A 17,652-nucleotide genomic window follows, 5' to 3' on the forward strand; every position below is an offset into this window, starting at 1 on the left:
CAGGTTTTTAGTGTTTTAAGTTTGAAAAATACTATCAACTTTTATCTGATATTAGTTTGAGCCTTTTTGTCCTCAGTTCCCAACAATTCTAATATCAGGATAATAAGTTATAAAAAAGTTTTTCTTTGTAATAATGCTTAAGCAATATCTATCTTATTCTTAAAGTTTGTAGTATGAGTTTAATAATAAGAAATGACTGAAATAAATAATATTAATTCCCGGAAGCTACCAATTAAAAATCCACTCAATAAAGCCGAAAATGTAAAAAAAAATTAAAAACAAATTTAAGCACAAAATCCTATCAAAGGAATTAAATTCCTGATGTCAAGCTTAACATAATAACTATTTAACGGGAAACGATATAATATAATATCGGGATAATTAAGTTGTAAAAAAAGTTTTTCTTTGTAGTAAAGCTTAAGCAATATCTATCTTGGCACTAAAGCTCTGCTACAAGCTTTAACAATAAATGATAACTGAAATGACTGAAACAAATGATATTAACTCCCCGGCAGCTAATTCTGAACAGTCTACCCAAACTACTCAGGATGTAAAAACAAAATCAAAAATAGACTCTTGGCAAAGTCATGTCAGTGGAATTTGGAATGATACCAACAAACGTTTCATGAAACTTCTCCCCATTGGTAAGGCAAGGCAAACAATAATGCAATGGTTTACTGTGGATGAAGCTGAAGTTGCAAAGATATTAGTTAAGGTACGCGCCGAACTTCCTACCACTGAGGCTATTTTAATTGGTAAACCCCAAACAGGTAAAAGTTCCATAGTACGCGGTTTGACAGGGGTTTCAAAAGAAATAATCGGTCAAGGTTTTCGCCCCCAGACTCAACACACACAACGTTATGCTTATCCTTCTGATGATTTGCCATTGTTGATTTTTACTGATACTGTGGGGTTAGGAGATGTGAAACAGGAAACTCCTATTATTATTCACGAGCTTTTGGCAGAGTTGCAGCAGGAAAGCAACCGCGCCAGAATCTTGATTTTGACTGTAAAAATTAATGATTTTGCTACGGATACTTTACGACAGGTAGCACAACAGTTGCGACAGGAATATCCAAATATTCCTTGTTTGTTAGCTGTGACTTGTCTGCACGAAGTTTACCCTCACTCCACTGAGGACCATCCCGAATATCCTCCAGAATATGAGGAGCTCCAGCGCGCTTTTGCTACTATTAAAGAAGATTTTGCCGAGTTGTATAATAGTTCTGTATTGCTCGACTTTACTTTGGAAGAGGATGGGTATAACCCGGTGTTTTATGGTTTAGAAGCCTTTAGAGATAATTTAGCACAATTACTCCCAGAAGCAGAAGCACGAACAATTCATCAATTATTAGATGAGCAAACAAGTAAACAACTGGGGAATATTTACCGAGATGTTGCGAGGCGTTACATTTTGTCATTTACTATTATGGCAGCTACGGCAGCAGCAGTACCTTTGCCTTTTGCAACTATGCCAGTATTGACAGCGTTGCAAGTGTCGATGGTGGGTTTATTGGGAAATTTGTATGGGCAAACAATTTCTCCATCACAAGCTGGAGGGGTTGTTAGTGCTATTGGTGGCGGTTTTTTAGCTCAAGCAGTGGGGCGAGAGTTGATTAAATTTGTGCCTGGGTTGGGGAGCGCGATCGCTGCTTCTTGGGTAGCCGCTTATACTTGGGCTTTAGGTGAAAGTGCTTGTGTTTATTTTGGAGATTTGATGGGAGGAAAAAAGCCAGATCCACAAAAAATTCAGGGAGTAATGCAGGAGGCTTTTGAGTCGGCACAGGAAAGATTTAAAGGCTAGCATGGGCATTTTTTTTGTTCCTTTTTTTTAGTTATTAGTTATCAGTACTGACCGCTGAAGTAAGCTGTCACAACTTGGTTATTGTTTGGAGGGTTTGTAGTCTGCAATGTTTATATTTACAAGGCACAAAAAATACTTTATCGTCTTTTGTTAAAAAAAATTAAGTAACTAGTGACAATTTTAAAAAAATATGTTAAGGGCATCAGATATTAAGATGATCAAAATAATATTTGTTCATTTGAGGTAGTTGACAAAAATGTACATACATGAAATTGAGGAATTTTGGGGTTCAATCATGGCCAAGTGATAACTGTGTTATGGGAATAATGATTAAACCAAGAAACTGTTAGGCTAATGATTAGAAAAAGATATCTCAATAGGTTTTATACTATTATTTCCTGATTGGCTAAATCTTTTTCTGAGCTCCCTACTCTAATTGAGATTGATATTATTTAGTTAATAATGCAATAATATTTCGGCACTATTGAGCAATAATAATATTCTGTTATGATATCTGAAGTTCCCCAATTCCCCGAAGCTCTTGCCGAAGCTTTAAATAATTTTCCCGAACTCAATTTAGACCTACCAGACCCAGAAGATGAAGAAATTCCTGACTCTGAGTTTGAAAATGTAGTAGATATAGCCTGGAAAGTTTGCGATCGCTTTGATCTCCAGACCGAAATTTGGCGAGGCCGTATCCTGAGAATTATTAGAGACCGAGAAAAAAAAGGGGGCGATGGCCGGGGTAGCGGATTTCTAAATTGGCTTAAAGAAAGAGAAATTGGTAAAAGCCAAGCTTATGCCTTAATAGAATTGGCCAATAGTGCCGATACTTTAATGGATAAAGGACATTTAGACCCCGACTCAATTAATAATTTTAGCAAAAGGGCTTTTGTGGAAACAGCTAAATCTTCCACAGAAGTCCAACAAATGGTTACAGATGCAGCGAAAAAAGGGGATCGAATTACTAGACGAGAAGTTAAGCAACTAGCAGACGAATGGACGGCCGTTAGTTCGGATTTGCTTCCAGAGGAAATTAGATCCAAGGCTACTTCTGGTTCTATGCCACCACGTTATTTAGCTCCCCTAGTCCGGGAAATGGAAAAATTACCAGATTCCCATTTAAATGCAATTCAAGAGGAAATAGTACAAAGTCCAGAATTAGATACTATCAAGCAACTAACCTCAGATGCTCGTAACTTATCAAAATATCTTGATGCTGCGGCCAAGGTTCAAGCATTGAACGAATCATCATTAGATATGGAAATGGTATTAGAAGAAGCTTTAAGATTAGAGTGTCTCAATATAGTTGCTGACCTGGTCAAACAATCTGCCCAATTAGAAACAACAATGGCCAAACTTTATAGTAGCTGGAGGCGTTTAGGTAATTTATCAGAACGATTATTTGTGGATACTGGTGCTAGTACACCTCATTTACGACATTTATTAGGGTGTCTTGATAAGCTTTCAAGTAATGTAATTGAACTGAGCTTAAATGACCTTAATAATCAAACTGTTCGTTTACAAATACTATCGGAGACTGATTAATTAGTATTCAGCTTTTTCTTTCCTAGGACTTAGGTGGAAACTGAGCATGAAAACAATGCTAGGTTTATCCTATAAATAGGAGTTAAACTAATGCTAGTTTTACCTCAAATATGAATAGTATTGAATACTTTGTTGATTCTATCAGCAATGTTCGATAACCCCTATAAAAACAAAATTAAAATGAGTAGTGCTGTAAACGAAATATTTCAAGATGTTGAATTTAAAGCACAACTCCTAGTTAAGTCTTGGCATAACTTCTATATAGAAATATCTCAGCATTTGCCTGAGACATATCAGCCTGAGATGAAGGAACTCTCTAATAATTTAGAGAAAGCACTAGAAAAACTACTTGGTGAGCTTCGTAGTCCAACACTGACTATTGCAACGACAGGAACTACTAGTAGTGGTAAAAGCACACTTGTGAATTTGTTATGTGAAGCTGAAATTGTTCCTATGGCAGTAAGCGAAATGAGTGCTGGAGTAGTTACTATTGAATATAGCGATAAAATATCTTTAGTAATTGATGAAACACCTGAAGCTACCTGGGAGTGTGGAGAATGACAAGGTATTAGTGAAGAAGAAATTTATCAACGCTTAGAAGAGGTAATGATAAATTACATTGATCAAAGAGAGGAAAACCCAAACTTAGCTTGTCCACAGTCTGCAATTAGCTACCCCTTCAAATTTTTAAAACGATCTGATCTGGAACTTCCTAGAGGCACTAAGGTACGGATAATGGATCTGCCTGGTTTAGCTTATGTAGGTGATGAAGGAAATACCAGTGTCATTCGACAGTGCCGTGAAGCTTTATGTCTCGTCACATACAACAGTGCGGAAACAGATAAACAAAAAGTTAGGAGTTTATTACAGGAAGTCGTTACACAAGTTAAAGACTTAGGAGGTTCTCCGGCACGGATGCTTTTCGTTCTAAATAAAATTGATGTTTTCAGGGCCGATAACAATTGGGAGAGATCAGAAAAACGTTTCATTGACAAGACTATCAAGAGCATAAAAACTGAGTTGAGTGACCGACTGAAAGAATATACAGAAGAAATTGAGAATTTACAGGTTGTCAAACTTAGCACATTGCCTGCTCTTCTGGCTCTTGAGATACAAAATAAAAATAATGACTACATTAAAGCTTGTAAGAAGGTAAAAAAACAGTTTTATGGAATTGTTGAAGATATATTAGATAATTTGGTGGGCAATGTAGAAAAATGGTCTAAGCCTGAGCGTAACAAAGTTGCAGAGGAATTGTGGCAAAAGTCTTATGCAGGTGTTTTTTTTTACAACTTGAAGAATCATATCACTGAACATTTTCCGCAACTGGTGATACCACAAGCAATAGAACGTTTTAATGTTGCTGCGGGAAACGCTGTAGTAGAGTGGGCAAAACAAACAACAACGGCTATTCTTAATAGTTCAGAGGATCGTTATCAACAAGAGTGTAAAGAGATAGAACGCATTAGAAAATCCATTGAACATTTCCTTGACATTCATTCAAGCAACTTAAGAGAACCTTTCGAAGAAGTAGGTAAAAAAATTCAACAGGTTTTCAAACAACAGTCTGAAGATGATCCTGTTGTGTATTTAGAAAACACAGTCATAAAACTTATGGATGCTAAACCCTATGACTCCCTGGGAGAAAAGTTATTCCCACTCTTTGGATGGCGCAGAGAACTGGCACAAGGAATCTCCAAAGTTTTGGAAGCAGTTGGAGAGTCTTTGGAAACAGGAAAAGTAGATATAGAGAGTACAGAACTCAAAAAAGCCAATTACAATTATGTAAATTTACTGGAAGCAAACTTAAAGAGACTTGTGGGTTTAGGCTATACCGCTTCTGTCGCCAAAGAAGGTAAAAATATGGAGGCAAAAACTAAGAGTGAAAAAGAGGAACTTGGACAATTGAACACAGAATTAAATTTATTAGCTACTCATTTGAATCTTGTGCTTGAGGATGTAGCAAACCAGATTTCACACCAAGAATTAAACAGGATTTATCAAGCGGTTGTAGAGCTTTTTAGTTGTCACTTGTCTTATATTGAAAAAGGTTCAAATGATATCGCACCAAATATGGCTATTAAGTTTCCAGATTCTCAAATTAGTAGGGTGACAGCTGATCGACCGCTTAAATTTACCTTTAAGTTTAAAGCAGGATTTCCTATTACAGAAGGAACTTGGGAAGAGCGTGTACAAACAAAGGTTCAGAAAAGGGTTTGGTGGAAGTTATGGTTGGGGACATCAACGTTTTATGAAATCGAGTATCGAAAACGCTCTAGCGATAATGCTGAGATACCTAGCGTGGAAAATTTGCTAGATGGTTGGCTAATTCAATCTCAACAAGCAGAAGGAGAAATTGTTAAGCAAATAGCACATTGGTTACTAGAACAAATTGAAAGTCTTAATAAAAAGGTAAGCGAGGTTCAAAGCGGTATTATTAATGCTTATCAGTCAAGGCTCGATCAAGCTCGCAAAGAAGTCACTATAGATTATGAAAAAGAAAAAAATATCTGGGAACCTATGGGAAAGAAGGCTCAACAACTCACGGATGAATTTTCTAGCTTGGCAAAAATCTTAAGCAAAGGGTCTTAAATGATCGTGACAAATAACGTATATGACAATGATTATTATTATGAACGAGTTGTGGAGGAAGTATATCCACACTTAGAAAAGCAAGAACGAGGTTTACTATATAGAGCAATTCAGATAATACATGGAGAAGAAAAATCACAAACCCCAAAAAATACTCAAGACATATGTAAAAGTCTAGATATAAATGCCAATGCTGATAAAAAAGATGACGTCAAAAAAGCTAAGCAGTTTTTAATAGGAAGGCTAGAAAAATATTATCTAGATAATAAGGATCAAAATATTTTACAAAAGATAGGTAATGTTTGGGAATACAGAGAAAAAACAACATCAAAAAAAATACAAGCAGGAGATGATAAAATGATAGAAATTAGGTTGATTATTATAGGGGCTTGTACATTAGTTGGATTTCTTGCTTGTCGGGATTATCTTGATAAAGAACGAAAAAAATCAGAAAGAAAGAAAGTTATTTCTCAAGAAAGAAAAGAGCAGCCTTCTCCTCCTCCAATTCCCGCTTCGTTGTGTCTTGTTGTTCCAGCGAGGATAGCCAGCACTCTAGAAACCAACTCTAGTTTATTAAGTGTTAATAGTGTAAAATACCTCATAGACAATACTGCATACTTCTTATGTACAACATGTAAAGTAGCTGATTCAAATGAGCAAGAATACTTAAAAATCGCCAAAGAAAAAGAGATTTTACCTAATAGTCAACGAGACGTTTATATCAGGATTGATATCAATTCTGGAGGCAAAAATCTTATTGATAAAAAGAACCGTTTGGCGTTGAAGAACAATCTACCAGAGAATGCAGAGTTTGCTTTAAAAGAAGTGGCTCGTCTCAAAGATTTATCTGGCCTAGAAAAATTTATTCGTATTTAGGGCGTAAAAATGAATGATCAAGCTGCTTATTTATATTATGCAGTTTGTATTTTTCCCCTAATTTATCTCAATTACACACTCTAAAAGTTAAGTTTTTTCTTGATAAATTGAAAATAATTTTGAGCTGGATTAACTGTATTAAATCCAGCTTTTTATTATTCTTATACTAGGTTTAATGGTGTCTTTTTTTTTTGTTTAATTTTCGATTCAACTCTTCTCGATATCGCTTTTTTTTCCTCTGCACTTTCAACAATTAACCATCTTTGTTTAGAAGCTGTTTGAAAAGGGATAGAAGTGTAGCCAATTATGCTAAACGCCATCTCAAGTAGAATTAGCTTACACTCAAGCATAGTAGAGAATATCTACTTACAGTCAGACTAAAGTAGGGGTGAAGTAAGCAATGGTTTGAGAACCTTTTCTGGAGATGTCTAGTTATCAACTGCTTGCTGGGGATGTTCTTAAATATCTACTATCCATACAGGAGTTATGCCAACTCCTAGAAAACAAGCTATCTGTAGGGGTTAAATATCTGCTCTCTCTACTGGATATAGTCATTCTTCGTAAGTCCTACTGACAATAATTTTTAATTTTGCCTAATTTAGGTTTCATCATTTGATTTACCAACGCTTAATTTTTTCTTAACCTGAGTTTTTATAATTATATTTAATCAATAATATAATTGTATCTATATGTTTTGTACGATTATTTCTGACAAGCTTAATAATTTTTAATAATTTTTAATAATTTTTAATTATCAGGGGTAAAATGTGAGAGGGTAAATATAATCATAGAAAATTATATTAAAAAATAAAAACTAAAAACTAATTTTATTTTATGGCTATAAATTATCGAACTGGAAAAGTCATTACTTCAGAAAATAGAGGGAAATGGCAAGGACTAATTATTGGTATTGGCATTGGTGTAATTGCTAGTTTAGTGAGTATGCAAGTTTCTAGACAAAAGCAAAAGACTGAAGCTAATACCACTTCTACCCAAGCCATTAAAGGTGCAATAGAGACTAATTTGGCCCCCACTATGAGCGTGACAGTGGCAAGAGTAGAATTAGCAAGGGTAGAACGCACCCTTAATGCTACAGGTAGCGTTGTTGCCTTCGATCTATTACCAGTGTTACCCCAGGTGAGTGGGTTACAAATTCAACAAGTCTTGGTAGAGGAAGGGGAAACAGTTACTCAAGGTCAGGTAATGGCAATTTTAGATGACTCCGTTTTGAAATCGAAAATTAACCAAGCTAAATCTCAAGTAGCATCAGCTCGCAGTCAAGTAGAGCAAAGAAGGGCTGTTCACAGTAAGACGAAAGTAGGTGTGGAGCAAGCTATTGCTGCTTGGGAACAAGCAAGAGCAGAACGTGATGGTGTCAAAGCTACTATTACTCAGGCTCAAGCAGGTAAAGATGAGGCGATCGCTGCTCTCAAACAAGCTCAAGCAAGTCGGGATGATGCTTTTGCCGCTCTCAAACAAACTCAAGCAAGTCGGGATGATGCTTTTGCCGCTCTTAGACAAACCCAAGCAAGTCGGGATGACACCCTGGCGTTTGTAGCGCAAACTGAAGCTAGGTTATCAGAAGCTCAAGCTAACGAAGAACAAACCCTGAGAGATTTTGAGCGATATCAAACTCTGAGAGGGGAGGGTGTTATTAGTTCTCAAGAATTAGAAACTCGTAGCACGGCTACGAAAACAGCTAGGGAAGGGGTTCGAGTTGCTAAAGCTAATATTAATAGTGCTCAAGCTAAGGTTGACATTGCTGAAGCGAATATTGATAGTGCTCAAGCTAAGGTTGACATTGCTGAAGCGAATATTGATAGTGCTCAAGCTAAGGTTGACATTGCTGGATCAAATGTTAGGAGTGCAGAAGCTAGGGTAGAAAGTGCACAAGCAAGTCTCAGTAGTACAATAGCTCAACTACGGAGTGCAGAGGCTAAAGTTAATAGTGCTAAAGCTAATATTAGTAGCGCTCAAGCAGAAGTTAATAGTGCATTATCCAATATTAATAGTGCTATGTCAAGTGTTAGCAGTGACGAAGCTCGCCTAGAAGAAAAACAAACTCAGCTCTCACAGACTTTAGTGAAAGCTCCAGCAAATGGTATATTAGCAGAACGGATAGCTCGTGTTGGTGATGTGAGTTCTAGTAGTAAAAAATTATTTTCAATTATTAAAGATAATCAATTAGAATTACAATTAGAAGTACCAGAAACTCAGTTACCACAAGTTAAAATTGGCACAAAAGTTAATATTAGTTCTGATGCTGATAGTAGGATAAAAATTTCAGGAATAGTGAGACAAATAGCACCATTAGTTAATGAACAAACTCGCGAAGCTACTGTCAAAATAGACCTACCTAATAGTGATTTATTACGACCAGGAATGTTTTTGCGGGCAAAAATTACAACTGCTACAAATCAAGGATTAAAAATTCCAGCAAAAGCAGTATTACCTCAAACAGATGGGCAGTCTATTGTTTATGTTTTGCAAAGTAATAATAAAGTTAAAGCTATGCCTGTAGAAGTAGGAAAAATTTTAGGTAAAAATAGTGATTTAGCTAATGCTGAAATTGAAGTAAAAAAGGGTTTAGATTTAGGTAATAAAGTAGTATTAGCAGGTGCAGGTTATTTGAAAGATGGAGATATAGTTAAAGTTATTGAGTAAAATTAACCTCTAATAATTGTGAAATAAAAATATCGTCATAATTCCAATAGTTGCATAGTAATCAATACTCAATTAACTCCGTTCATGATTTAGATATCAAATAACATCACAATACTTAAAAGTCAGCTAAAATTTTATATTTTGAATTAACTATGTCATTTCATCTATCAGCTTGGTCTATCAAAAAACCAGTTCCTACTTTGGTCATGTTTTTGGTTTTAACAGTAGTAGGGCTAATGTCATTTTTTCAATTAGGAATAGACAACTTACCCAATATTGATATTCCCCTAGTATCAGTAACAGTAACTCAACAAGGAGCAGGTCCGACAGAATTAGAAACACAAGTCACAAAAAAAGTTGAAGATGCTGTGGCAGGTTTAGGAGATATTGAGCAACTAAAATCAACCGTAACCGATGGACTATCTACAACTGTTATTAGTTTTGACTTAGGAGTAGATAGTGATCGCGCTACTAACGATGTTCGCAATGCCATAGATAAAATTCGCCAAGATTTACCCCCAGATGTTAATGACCCCATTATTACAAGAATAGAAATAGGTGGAGACGGACCAATAATGACTTATGCTGTCGCTTCTGACAAACGGTCTGTAGAAGAGTTAAGCGAATTGGTTGACAAAGAAATTAGTCGAGCTATTCTCAATGTTCCTGGTGTTTCTCAAATTAACCGTATTGGGGGAGCTGACCGCGAAATACTCATAGAACTAAGTCCCCAAAGACTAGAAAGTCTGGGTATTACTGCTACTCAAGTTAACGATCAAATTCGTGCTTTGAATGCTAACATACCAGGAGGACGTTCTCAAACAGGAGGTACAGAAAAAAATATTCGGACTTTAGGGAGTGCTGAGACAGTAGAGGCATTGAAAGAATATCAAATTATTCTGCCTTCGGGTGGTGCCGTTCCCCTTTCCAGTGTAGGAAAAGTCATTGATGGTTTTGAGGAAACTAGACAAACAGCTTGGTTATTAGAAAAAAATAGTGAGGGTAAAGCTTTAGGTTCTGAACAAAACTTAGTCAGAAATAATATTGGTAAACCAGTTGTAGCTTTCGGGGTAGTTCGCAGTACAGGCAGTACCTTAGTTACTGTAGAAAAAAATGTACGGAAAACAGTTGCCAAACTTGAAAAAACATTGCCAGAAGATGTAGATTTACAACTCATTTTTACTCTGGCAACAGATATTGAACAATCATATCAAGCATCAATAGACGCTTTAGTTATTGGTTCCATACTCACTGTCATAATTGTTGGTATATTTTTACGAGACTGGCGACCAACTATAGTGACAGCAGTAGCATTACCATTATCAATACTCCCTACTTTTTTGGTAATGAGAGCTCTCAATTACACTCTAGATGGGATGACTCTATTAGCACTAGCATTGGCAATGGGTAACTTAGTAGATGATGCTATTTGTATGATCGAGAATATCGAACAACATATTAACAAGGGAAAAAATCCGTTCCAAGCAGCTTTGGATGGGTCAGCAGAAATTGGTTTGGCAGTAGTTGCAACAACTGCTACAATAGTTGCAGTCTTTTTACCTGTAGCGTTTATGGGTGGGATACCAGGTAAGTTTTTCAAACCATTCGGCATTACTGTAGCAGTTGCCACCATGTTTTCTACATTAGTTGCGACTACAATGACACCAATGTTGGGTGCGCGGTTATTGAAACATAGACGGCTAAAAACATCTCCTGGTTTTCCAGAACACAATTACAAACAAAGAAAATTTCGCCCTTACAGTCAGTTACTAAATTGGGCATTACGCCATAAAATTATCACCTTAGCTATTGCAGTTATCTTTTTTATTAGTAGTTTGCAACTGATTCCACTACTTCCGAAAGGATTAACTGGTGCTGAGGATCGGGGAGTGAGTATAGTTTCCCTAGAATTGTCTCCTGGTTCAACTTTAGCAGAAACAGAACAAGCCACACAACAAATAATGCAACTGTTACAAGAAAATCAAGTTGTCACTAGCGTATTTGCTAATGTGGGTAGCGAATTTGTGAACAAAAGTAGATTATACGTTACGATCTTACCCAGAAAAGAAAGAAATTTTTCTCAAAAAGAATTTGAAAAACAGGCACGACCATTATTTCAGAATATTCCAGGAGCACGAATTAATTTTGTTAGTATGGGTGCTGGGGGTACGGGTAAGGATTTAACCATTGTTCTGAACAGCGACAATGCAGTTACTTTACAACAGACATCTGATGCTTTAGAACGACAAATGCGAGAGGTTCCGGGGTTGGTGGATGTGACTTCTAGTGCTAGTTTAGTGAAACCAGAAATTTTGATCCAACCATTACCTGCCAGAGCAGGAGATTTAGGAGTTTCAGTACAGGCGATCGCTCGTACCGCATCATTAGCTACTATCGGAGATAATGAGAAAAATTTAGCTAAGTTTGATCTGGCAGATCGTCAAATTCCAATTCGGGTACAATTGGCAGAGGAATTTAGAAATGACTTAGATGTAATTAAAAATTTACGCATTCCCAGTAAAAATGGTAGGTTGGTACCATTATCTGCAGTAGCTGAGATTAGTGTCGGTAGTGGACCTGCGCAAATAAAACGTTTTAACCGTTATCGTCAAGTTTCCTTTGGGGCAAATTTACAGGGTATTTCTCTGGGAGATGCACTAACAGAGGTTAAATCATTACCAGCAATAAATCCACTACCTCTTGATATCAGTGAACAATCTGATGGTAGTGCAAAACTTATGATGGATGTGTTTAATGGTTTTGCAAGTGCTTTAGGTTTATCAGTATTGTGTATTTATGCAATTTTAGTGTTACTATACAATAACTTTCTTTATCCTATAGTAATTTTGGTAGCATTACCTTTATCAATTGGTGGTGCATTGTTAGGGTTGCTAATTTTCCAGAAAGAGTTAGGTTTGTTTGCTTTAATTGGAATTGTACTGTTGATGGGTTTGGTGACAAAAAATGCGATTTTGTTAGTAGACTGTTCCTTAGCCAATGAAGAAAAAGGAATGGCTCGGTTCCATGCAGTCCGAGAAGCTGGTATTTCTCGCTTGCGGCCAATTTTAATGACTACATTTTCAACCATGGCCGGAATGTTACCTATTGCCCTAGAATTAGGAGCAGGAGGTCCAGTCAGAAGTCCCATGGCGATCGCTGTCATTGGTGGTTTAACTGTGTCAACGTTATTAACGTTAGTAGTAGTGCCTGTGTTATTTAGTTACGTTGACTTGGTTGCAAAAAATTATGAAAACCACATTAAGGTACAAAGCTACTCGAGCAAGTAAATATGAGTAAATCCAAATTTACAGCCTATTCAATGGTATAATTAAAGATAAATTAAGATGGTTGTTACAACTTTCATGCTTTAAAATATAGCTAAGGTATATCTAAAGGGTATCAAAAAGGTAGCACTAGGTAAGCTAAAATGAATAGCGCGAACACAACTGGATTTTATCTACAGAAAAAGTAGCCATATTATTAAACCTGCAAACTAAAAATATTCAAAACAAATGCTCTAGGCATAACTTTAAATTTATTCGTGATCTAGAATGAGGTTATATAGTATATGTATATGTAACTAAGAATAAGCAGACATTAAAGCAATGGGAAAGCGTTTGAGTCTCAAAGAGCATATTTCTGCAGCTAGACTTTAGGAAAAAAACGAAATCAAACTACCTTAGTCTATCTCCAAACCAACTCAGTGGGACATTGTCTGGCTATTGGCGGTTCCAAGAGTTAAGAAGTAGCTACAGTGACTGGGTTGAGCTTGCAATGGTAAGAGGCGATATAGCTGCCCATCGGTTCCGCAAAAGCTCAACGGTTTTACAAAGGAAGACCAGCAGCGAATGCAGATGGTCGTCACCAGAACCAGGGAGCAAAACCTTTGCTCCCGGAACAGCAGCAAGCTCTACTGGTACAACTTTTAGAAGGAGTGCCTCCTGGTGGAGGGATATAGAGCGACCCAAAGGTAGCGCTCTGAGGGAGAGTGTAGTACAAGCAAAAGGTCCACTAAACTTAGAAAATAAATAAGTTTTATTTTTTTATTTTAATTAATGTATTATTCAGCTTATTCTCTAAAAGTACCATTGTATCTACCTAAAACCTTGCTTGTAAGCACTTGAGAGTCTGGGGAAACAGCCTTACTCTTAAAACATTTTAGGCGTGTTACGCCACTACTAACTTTAGAGAAAAATTTAAGCTAAACTTTTCAATAGACATCTACAAAAATGCTGGTTTTGTTACGTCAGCGTAAGGGCTTGAAAACCTTTCCTAGAGATGTCTAATATACAAACTTAATACATCTCACTATGGTAAAATTAAAAAAGTGGCACTTAGCAATACTCGCTATTCCCCCTCTTGCTGTAGTAGCCTTCCTAATGATATCCGCTGGCAGACAAATAAATAATTGGGGTATTAACTGGGTCTGGGGAATATTCATCCTTATTTTTGTCGGCTGGCGTAGGTTGCTAGTCAAATGGACTCGACCTACAGTTGCACAAATGGAAGAAGTAATAGCAGAAGTTAACAAAGAAATTCCCGCCATAGACAACACGAGAAACCAACCTTTAGAAAACGAAGCCACTAAACAACTAGAGATCACTCTCCAAGAAATTATCAAATCATGCCGTAACGACCCTCCATTCTGGGAAGACTGGCAAATATTCTGGCAACGTTGTCAAGAAGTGGTGGCTGCTGTTGCTCATGCTTACTATCCCGAAGTCAAATATCCTCTACTTAATATTTATATCCCTCAAGCTTACAGTTTAATTCGAGGTACTGTTGATGACATAGACAGATGGATACAAAAATTATCCCCTACCCTGAATCAAATAACTGTTGGTCAAGCATATCAGGGATATGAAATTTATCGGAAGTTAGAACCCTCAGCTCGAAAACTTTTCCAAGTTTTGGGTTGGGCGCAATGGTTACTTAACCCTGTAGCAGCAGCCGCTAAAGTCGCAAGTCGCGGTTACAATGAACGAGCAAATCAGCAATTGTTGGCTAATTTGAGTCAAATATTGCGGGAAGTGGCGTTGCGAAATTTGTCTCAACAGGCGATCGCTATTTATGGAGGTAGTAAGTTAGAATTTTTAGACTCTGCTATTTCTACTCAGACTCTCCCGAAAGCAGAAACTAAAACTCTCGAACAAATTCTGGCACAAGCTCAACCGACGGAAACTGTTGAGCAAAAACCTGTTAATATTTTATTGGTGGGGCGTACGGGAGCAGGAAAAAGTAGTTTAATTAATACTCTATTTGCTGCAGAGCGTGCTGAGGTCGATGTGTTGCCAAGCACGGATGAAATTAAAAATTATCAGTGGCAAACTCAAATGGGAGAAATTCTTAACCTTTGGGATACTCCTGGTTATGAACAAGTTAACCGTGCCGACCTGCGAGAATTGGTGCTTGACTATGCTAAAACTGTTGATTTATTGTTGTTAGTTAACCCTGCTCTTGACCCTGCCTTGCAAATGGATATAGATTTTCTCCAAGATCTCAAAGGAGAAGTTGCTAATTTGCCTACTATTATAATTATAACCCAAGTCGACCGTTTACGACCGATACGGGAATGGCAACCACCTTATGATTGGATCTGGGGCAAAAATGCTAAGGAAAAATCTATTCGGGAGGCGACTCAATATCGGGCAGAAATTTTGGGAGATTTTTGTAGTCAAGTTTTACCTGTTGTAACGGCGGATATTAAAAATAATAGAAATGGTTGGAATGTTGATGCCATATCTTTGTCACTCTTAGAAGCTATTGCTCCTGCTAAACAACTACGTCTAGCTAAGTTTTTGTGCGATCGCAAAGCTCGTTCTGTAGCAGCAGCTCAAATTATTAACCATTATACTTTTCAAATGGCTACTACTCAAGGATTAACTGCTTTATTGAAAAGCCCAGTATTGCAGTTTATTTCTACTTTAACAACAGGTTCACCAGCTTTAGCTTATGTGCTAGCAGAAAAAATTCCTGTGGAAGATTTGCCTATAGTTATTGGTAAATTACAGATGGCTTATGATTTATTTTCCTTATTGAGTGAGGATACAAATTTGGGCAGTTTTGATCTGTTAGCATTGTGGCCTTTATTATTAGAAAATCCTGCTGCACCAGACCTTAATGCTTGGGCATTTGGTCACGCTTTGGTAGAATATTGGATGCAGGATTTGAGTATTATACAATTGCAACAGCGGTTTAATAATTATTTAAAAATCTAATTATTCTCTAACTAAGAGGCTGTTTGAGAAGTACCACGAGGGGTTGATTAATCCTTTTGACAAACACCTCTTCCCTAACCTCCCACCACAACGGTTTGGGAGGTTAATAAGCCTCTCTTTTTGTAGGATAGAGGTGCGGATGAAATTTCACCATCAAGGACACAAGAGTTAGTCATAAGCAGAAGTTTCCTTTATGTGTTGGCTGAGAACCACCAGTTATATATCTAGTTTCCTAGTTTTCAGGGCTAACAAGTCCCACAAATTCACTAAATTTGTTAAACCTAGTTACTTATTTTGAGCTTTTAATGTTGGTTTATCATACCAATTATCATGCATTATTGCTAACTTTTTGTAAAACTTCAGTTATTAAATAATTAATGTAAAGGAAATAATACCAATTTTATTAACTTAGGCTACACTGCTTATCATTTATATACAACAAATGTGAAATAATTTTATGAAATGACTATAGCATAAAAGTTTTGAGCCTAGAAAATCTTAATGCATAAATGCATGACTTTCGTGAAATGGTATTATTTCCCTAATCAAATATCAAGTTGAAAAGTTTTTGATAAATGGTATAAGTCCTGTTTAAGATACTCCTAATTTTGCCCTTACAAAATTAATACAAGATTCTTTAGCCAGGGTTTCCCTCACCACAGTTTTGAACTTTAAAGATATAGAACTTCAGCAGAGAGTTCTTGAATATTAAGCTGTAGGTTATCGCATTTGATGTTGTGTGGCAGAACGCAATTCATTAAGAGCTTGATCAATTTTGGACAATTCTGGATGTTGTTCCAAATTGGCCATTGCTTTAGCCTTAGGAATTTTTACTTTTTTGGCTTGTTCTAGGGTTTCATTAATAATACGTTCCCGATATTGTTCTAGTCCTTTGATGACTTCTTCTATTTCTTTTTCTTGGGTTGTTGGTACTGAAGTATTAGCTTTTAAAGTTTCAGACATAATAATTTTCTCATTAATTTTGGTATTTTTCTACAATTTATCATCCTAGATTTAGGGATTAGTTGCTAGTATATGTAAAGAAAGGTAAACAAAATTCCCAAATTATTATGGAAATTAAACAAATTCAGGTATACTTGAAAAGTTCTGATTCTCAAGAAAGATTGAAAGCACTGACTGAGTTAAGGAACTACGAGAGTGAAATTGTAGTTCCCCTGCTAAAAACCAGACAACAAGACCCAGAATTTCTAGTCCGTTCATTTGTGGCAATGGGGTTAGGGAATAAACGTACTCCTGAAGGTTTTAAAATATTGCTAGAAATGATGCAAAATGACCCAGACTACAACGTGCGAGCGGAAGCAGCAAATTCTCTATCTAAGTTTGGAGCCCAAGCAATTCCTTTTTTAGTAGAAAAATTTCGCCAAGACAATAATTGGTTGATGCGTCGGAGCATTCTGGCACCTCTGATAGATATGCCATTTCCTGAAGCACTATACGAAGTGTGTATGTGCGCGATCGCTGATGAAGATACAACAGTGCAGGAAGTTGCCATTAGTGCTTTAGGTAAGTTAGCAGGGACAAAGAAGGAAACTGAGGCTTTGCAAAAACTATTAGCTTTTGTCAGTGCCGAATCTTGGAATATCCGGTTACGAGCTGCTCAAGGGTTAGGGAAATTTGACGTTCCTCAAGCAAAAGCAGCTTTGAATTATCTTAGCAAAGATGACAATTATAAAGTAGTAGCAGCTGCTTTAGAGAGCTCGCTATCATAAAAATTATAGCATAGTACTATGCACAAGTCAAAAGTTAAAAGTAATCTCTAACTGAGTTGGAATATTTATAAACGTCCCCACCATATTTGGGTAATGCTGTATTTAATCAACTACTTACAGTAGTTTTTGGGTTAATGAACTAGATTAAAAAATGATAACCCACTCTGGGACGTTGCACACAACGTCCCTACAAGACTATGACTATTTTAGACAACAAAAA

11 protein-coding genes are annotated in these 17,652 nt (G+C 36.7%); 10 read left to right on the forward strand and 1 reads right to left on the reverse strand.

What is annotated here, in order from left to right:
• Positions 1-481: 481 nt before the first annotated feature.
• The 9 genes from TERY_RS11310 to TERY_RS11355 all read left to right on the forward strand — a co-directional run bounded on the left by TERY_RS11310 (position 482) and on the right by TERY_RS11355 (position 15,702).
• A complete protein-coding gene (locus TERY_RS11310; RefSeq protein ID WP_044137423.1) occupies positions 482-1,804 on the forward strand; it encodes a YcjF family protein in 1,323 nt (440 codons plus the stop codon).
• A 510-nt stretch (positions 1,805-2,314) separates the two neighbouring features.
• Positions 2,315-3,352, forward strand: coding sequence for a hypothetical protein (locus TERY_RS11315; protein ID WP_044137425.1), 1,038 nt, complete (start codon positions 2,315-2,317; stop codon positions 3,350-3,352).
• Positions 3,353-3,532: 180 nt separating this feature from the next.
• On the forward strand, positions 3,533-3,913 hold the full coding sequence (locus TERY_RS36785) for a dynamin family protein (protein ID WP_370497079.1): 381 nt from the start codon (positions 3,533-3,535) through the stop codon (positions 3,911-3,913).
• A gap of 45 nt (positions 3,914-3,958) precedes the next feature.
• Positions 3,959-5,944 (forward strand): hypothetical protein, encoded by a 1,986-nt coding sequence (locus TERY_RS11320; protein WP_011611962.1) that lies wholly within the window; start codon positions 3,959-3,961, stop codon positions 5,942-5,944.
• Positions 5,945-5,950: 6 nt separating this feature from the next.
• Positions 5,951-6,820, forward strand: a complete 870-nt coding sequence (locus TERY_RS11325; protein ID WP_155994396.1) for a hypothetical protein — start codon at positions 5,951-5,953, stop codon at positions 6,818-6,820.
• An 834-nt stretch (positions 6,821-7,654) separates the two neighbouring features.
• Positions 7,655-9,484, forward strand: coding sequence for an efflux RND transporter periplasmic adaptor subunit (locus TERY_RS25205; protein ID WP_011611964.1), 1,830 nt, complete (start codon positions 7,655-7,657; stop codon positions 9,482-9,484).
• A 152-nt stretch (positions 9,485-9,636) separates the two neighbouring features.
• Positions 9,637-12,771, forward strand: coding sequence for an efflux RND transporter permease subunit (locus tag TERY_RS11345; RefSeq protein ID WP_011611965.1), 3,135 nt, complete (start codon positions 9,637-9,639; stop codon positions 12,769-12,771).
• Positions 12,772-13,195: 424 nt separating this feature from the next.
• Complete coding sequence (locus TERY_RS11350; protein WP_011611966.1) at positions 13,196-13,516, forward strand: hypothetical protein; 321 nt, start codon at positions 13,196-13,198, stop codon at positions 13,514-13,516.
• Between the two features lie 278 nt (positions 13,517-13,794).
• Positions 13,795-15,702 carry a GTPase gene (locus TERY_RS11355; RefSeq protein ID WP_011611967.1) on the forward strand — a complete coding sequence of 636 codons (1,908 nt, stop codon included), beginning with the start codon at positions 13,795-13,797 and terminating at the stop codon, positions 15,700-15,702.
• A 720-nt stretch (positions 15,703-16,422) separates the two neighbouring features.
• Here the strand turns inward: TERY_RS11355 and TERY_RS11360 are convergent.
• Positions 16,423-16,665, reverse strand: coding sequence for a hypothetical protein (locus tag TERY_RS11360; RefSeq protein ID WP_011611968.1), 243 nt, complete (start codon positions 16,663-16,665; stop codon positions 16,423-16,425).
• Between the two features lie 107 nt (positions 16,666-16,772).
• Here TERY_RS11360 and TERY_RS11365 point away from each other — a divergent pair, with 107 nt between their 5' ends.
• The gene (locus TERY_RS11365) at positions 16,773-17,432 is read left to right on the forward strand and encodes a HEAT repeat domain-containing protein (RefSeq protein WP_044137430.1); all 660 of its coding nucleotides are present in this window, start codon (positions 16,773-16,775) and stop codon (positions 17,430-17,432) included.
• Positions 17,433-17,652 lie beyond the last annotated feature (220 nt).

Origin of the sequence: Trichodesmium erythraeum IMS101 (assembly GCF_000014265.1) — a bacterium.
Lineage (GTDB): Bacteria > Cyanobacteriota > Cyanobacteriia > Cyanobacteriales > Microcoleaceae > Trichodesmium > Trichodesmium erythraeum.

Coding starts and splice junctions, on each gene's coding strand:
- TERY_RS11320 (WP_011611962.1), top strand. CDS start 3,959: ATGATAAATTACATTGATCAAAGAGAGGAAAACCCAAACTTAGCTTGT.
- TERY_RS11365 (WP_044137430.1), top strand. CDS start 16,773: ATGGAAATTAAACAAATTCAGGTATACTTGAAAAGTTCTGATTCTCAA.
- TERY_RS11360 (WP_011611968.1), bottom strand. CDS start 16,665: ATGTCTGAAACTTTAAAAGCTAATACTTCAGTACCAACAACCCAAGAA.
- TERY_RS11355 (WP_011611967.1), top strand. CDS start 13,795: ATGGTAAAATTAAAAAAGTGGCACTTAGCAATACTCGCTATTCCCCCT.
- TERY_RS11345 (WP_011611965.1), top strand. CDS start 9,637: ATGTCATTTCATCTATCAGCTTGGTCTATCAAAAAACCAGTTCCTACT.
- TERY_RS25205 (WP_011611964.1), top strand. CDS start 7,655: ATGGCTATAAATTATCGAACTGGAAAAGTCATTACTTCAGAAAATAGA.
- TERY_RS11310 (WP_044137423.1), top strand. CDS start 482: ATGACTGAAACAAATGATATTAACTCCCCGGCAGCTAATTCTGAACAG.
- TERY_RS36785 (WP_370497079.1), top strand. CDS start 3,533: ATGAGTAGTGCTGTAAACGAAATATTTCAAGATGTTGAATTTAAAGCA.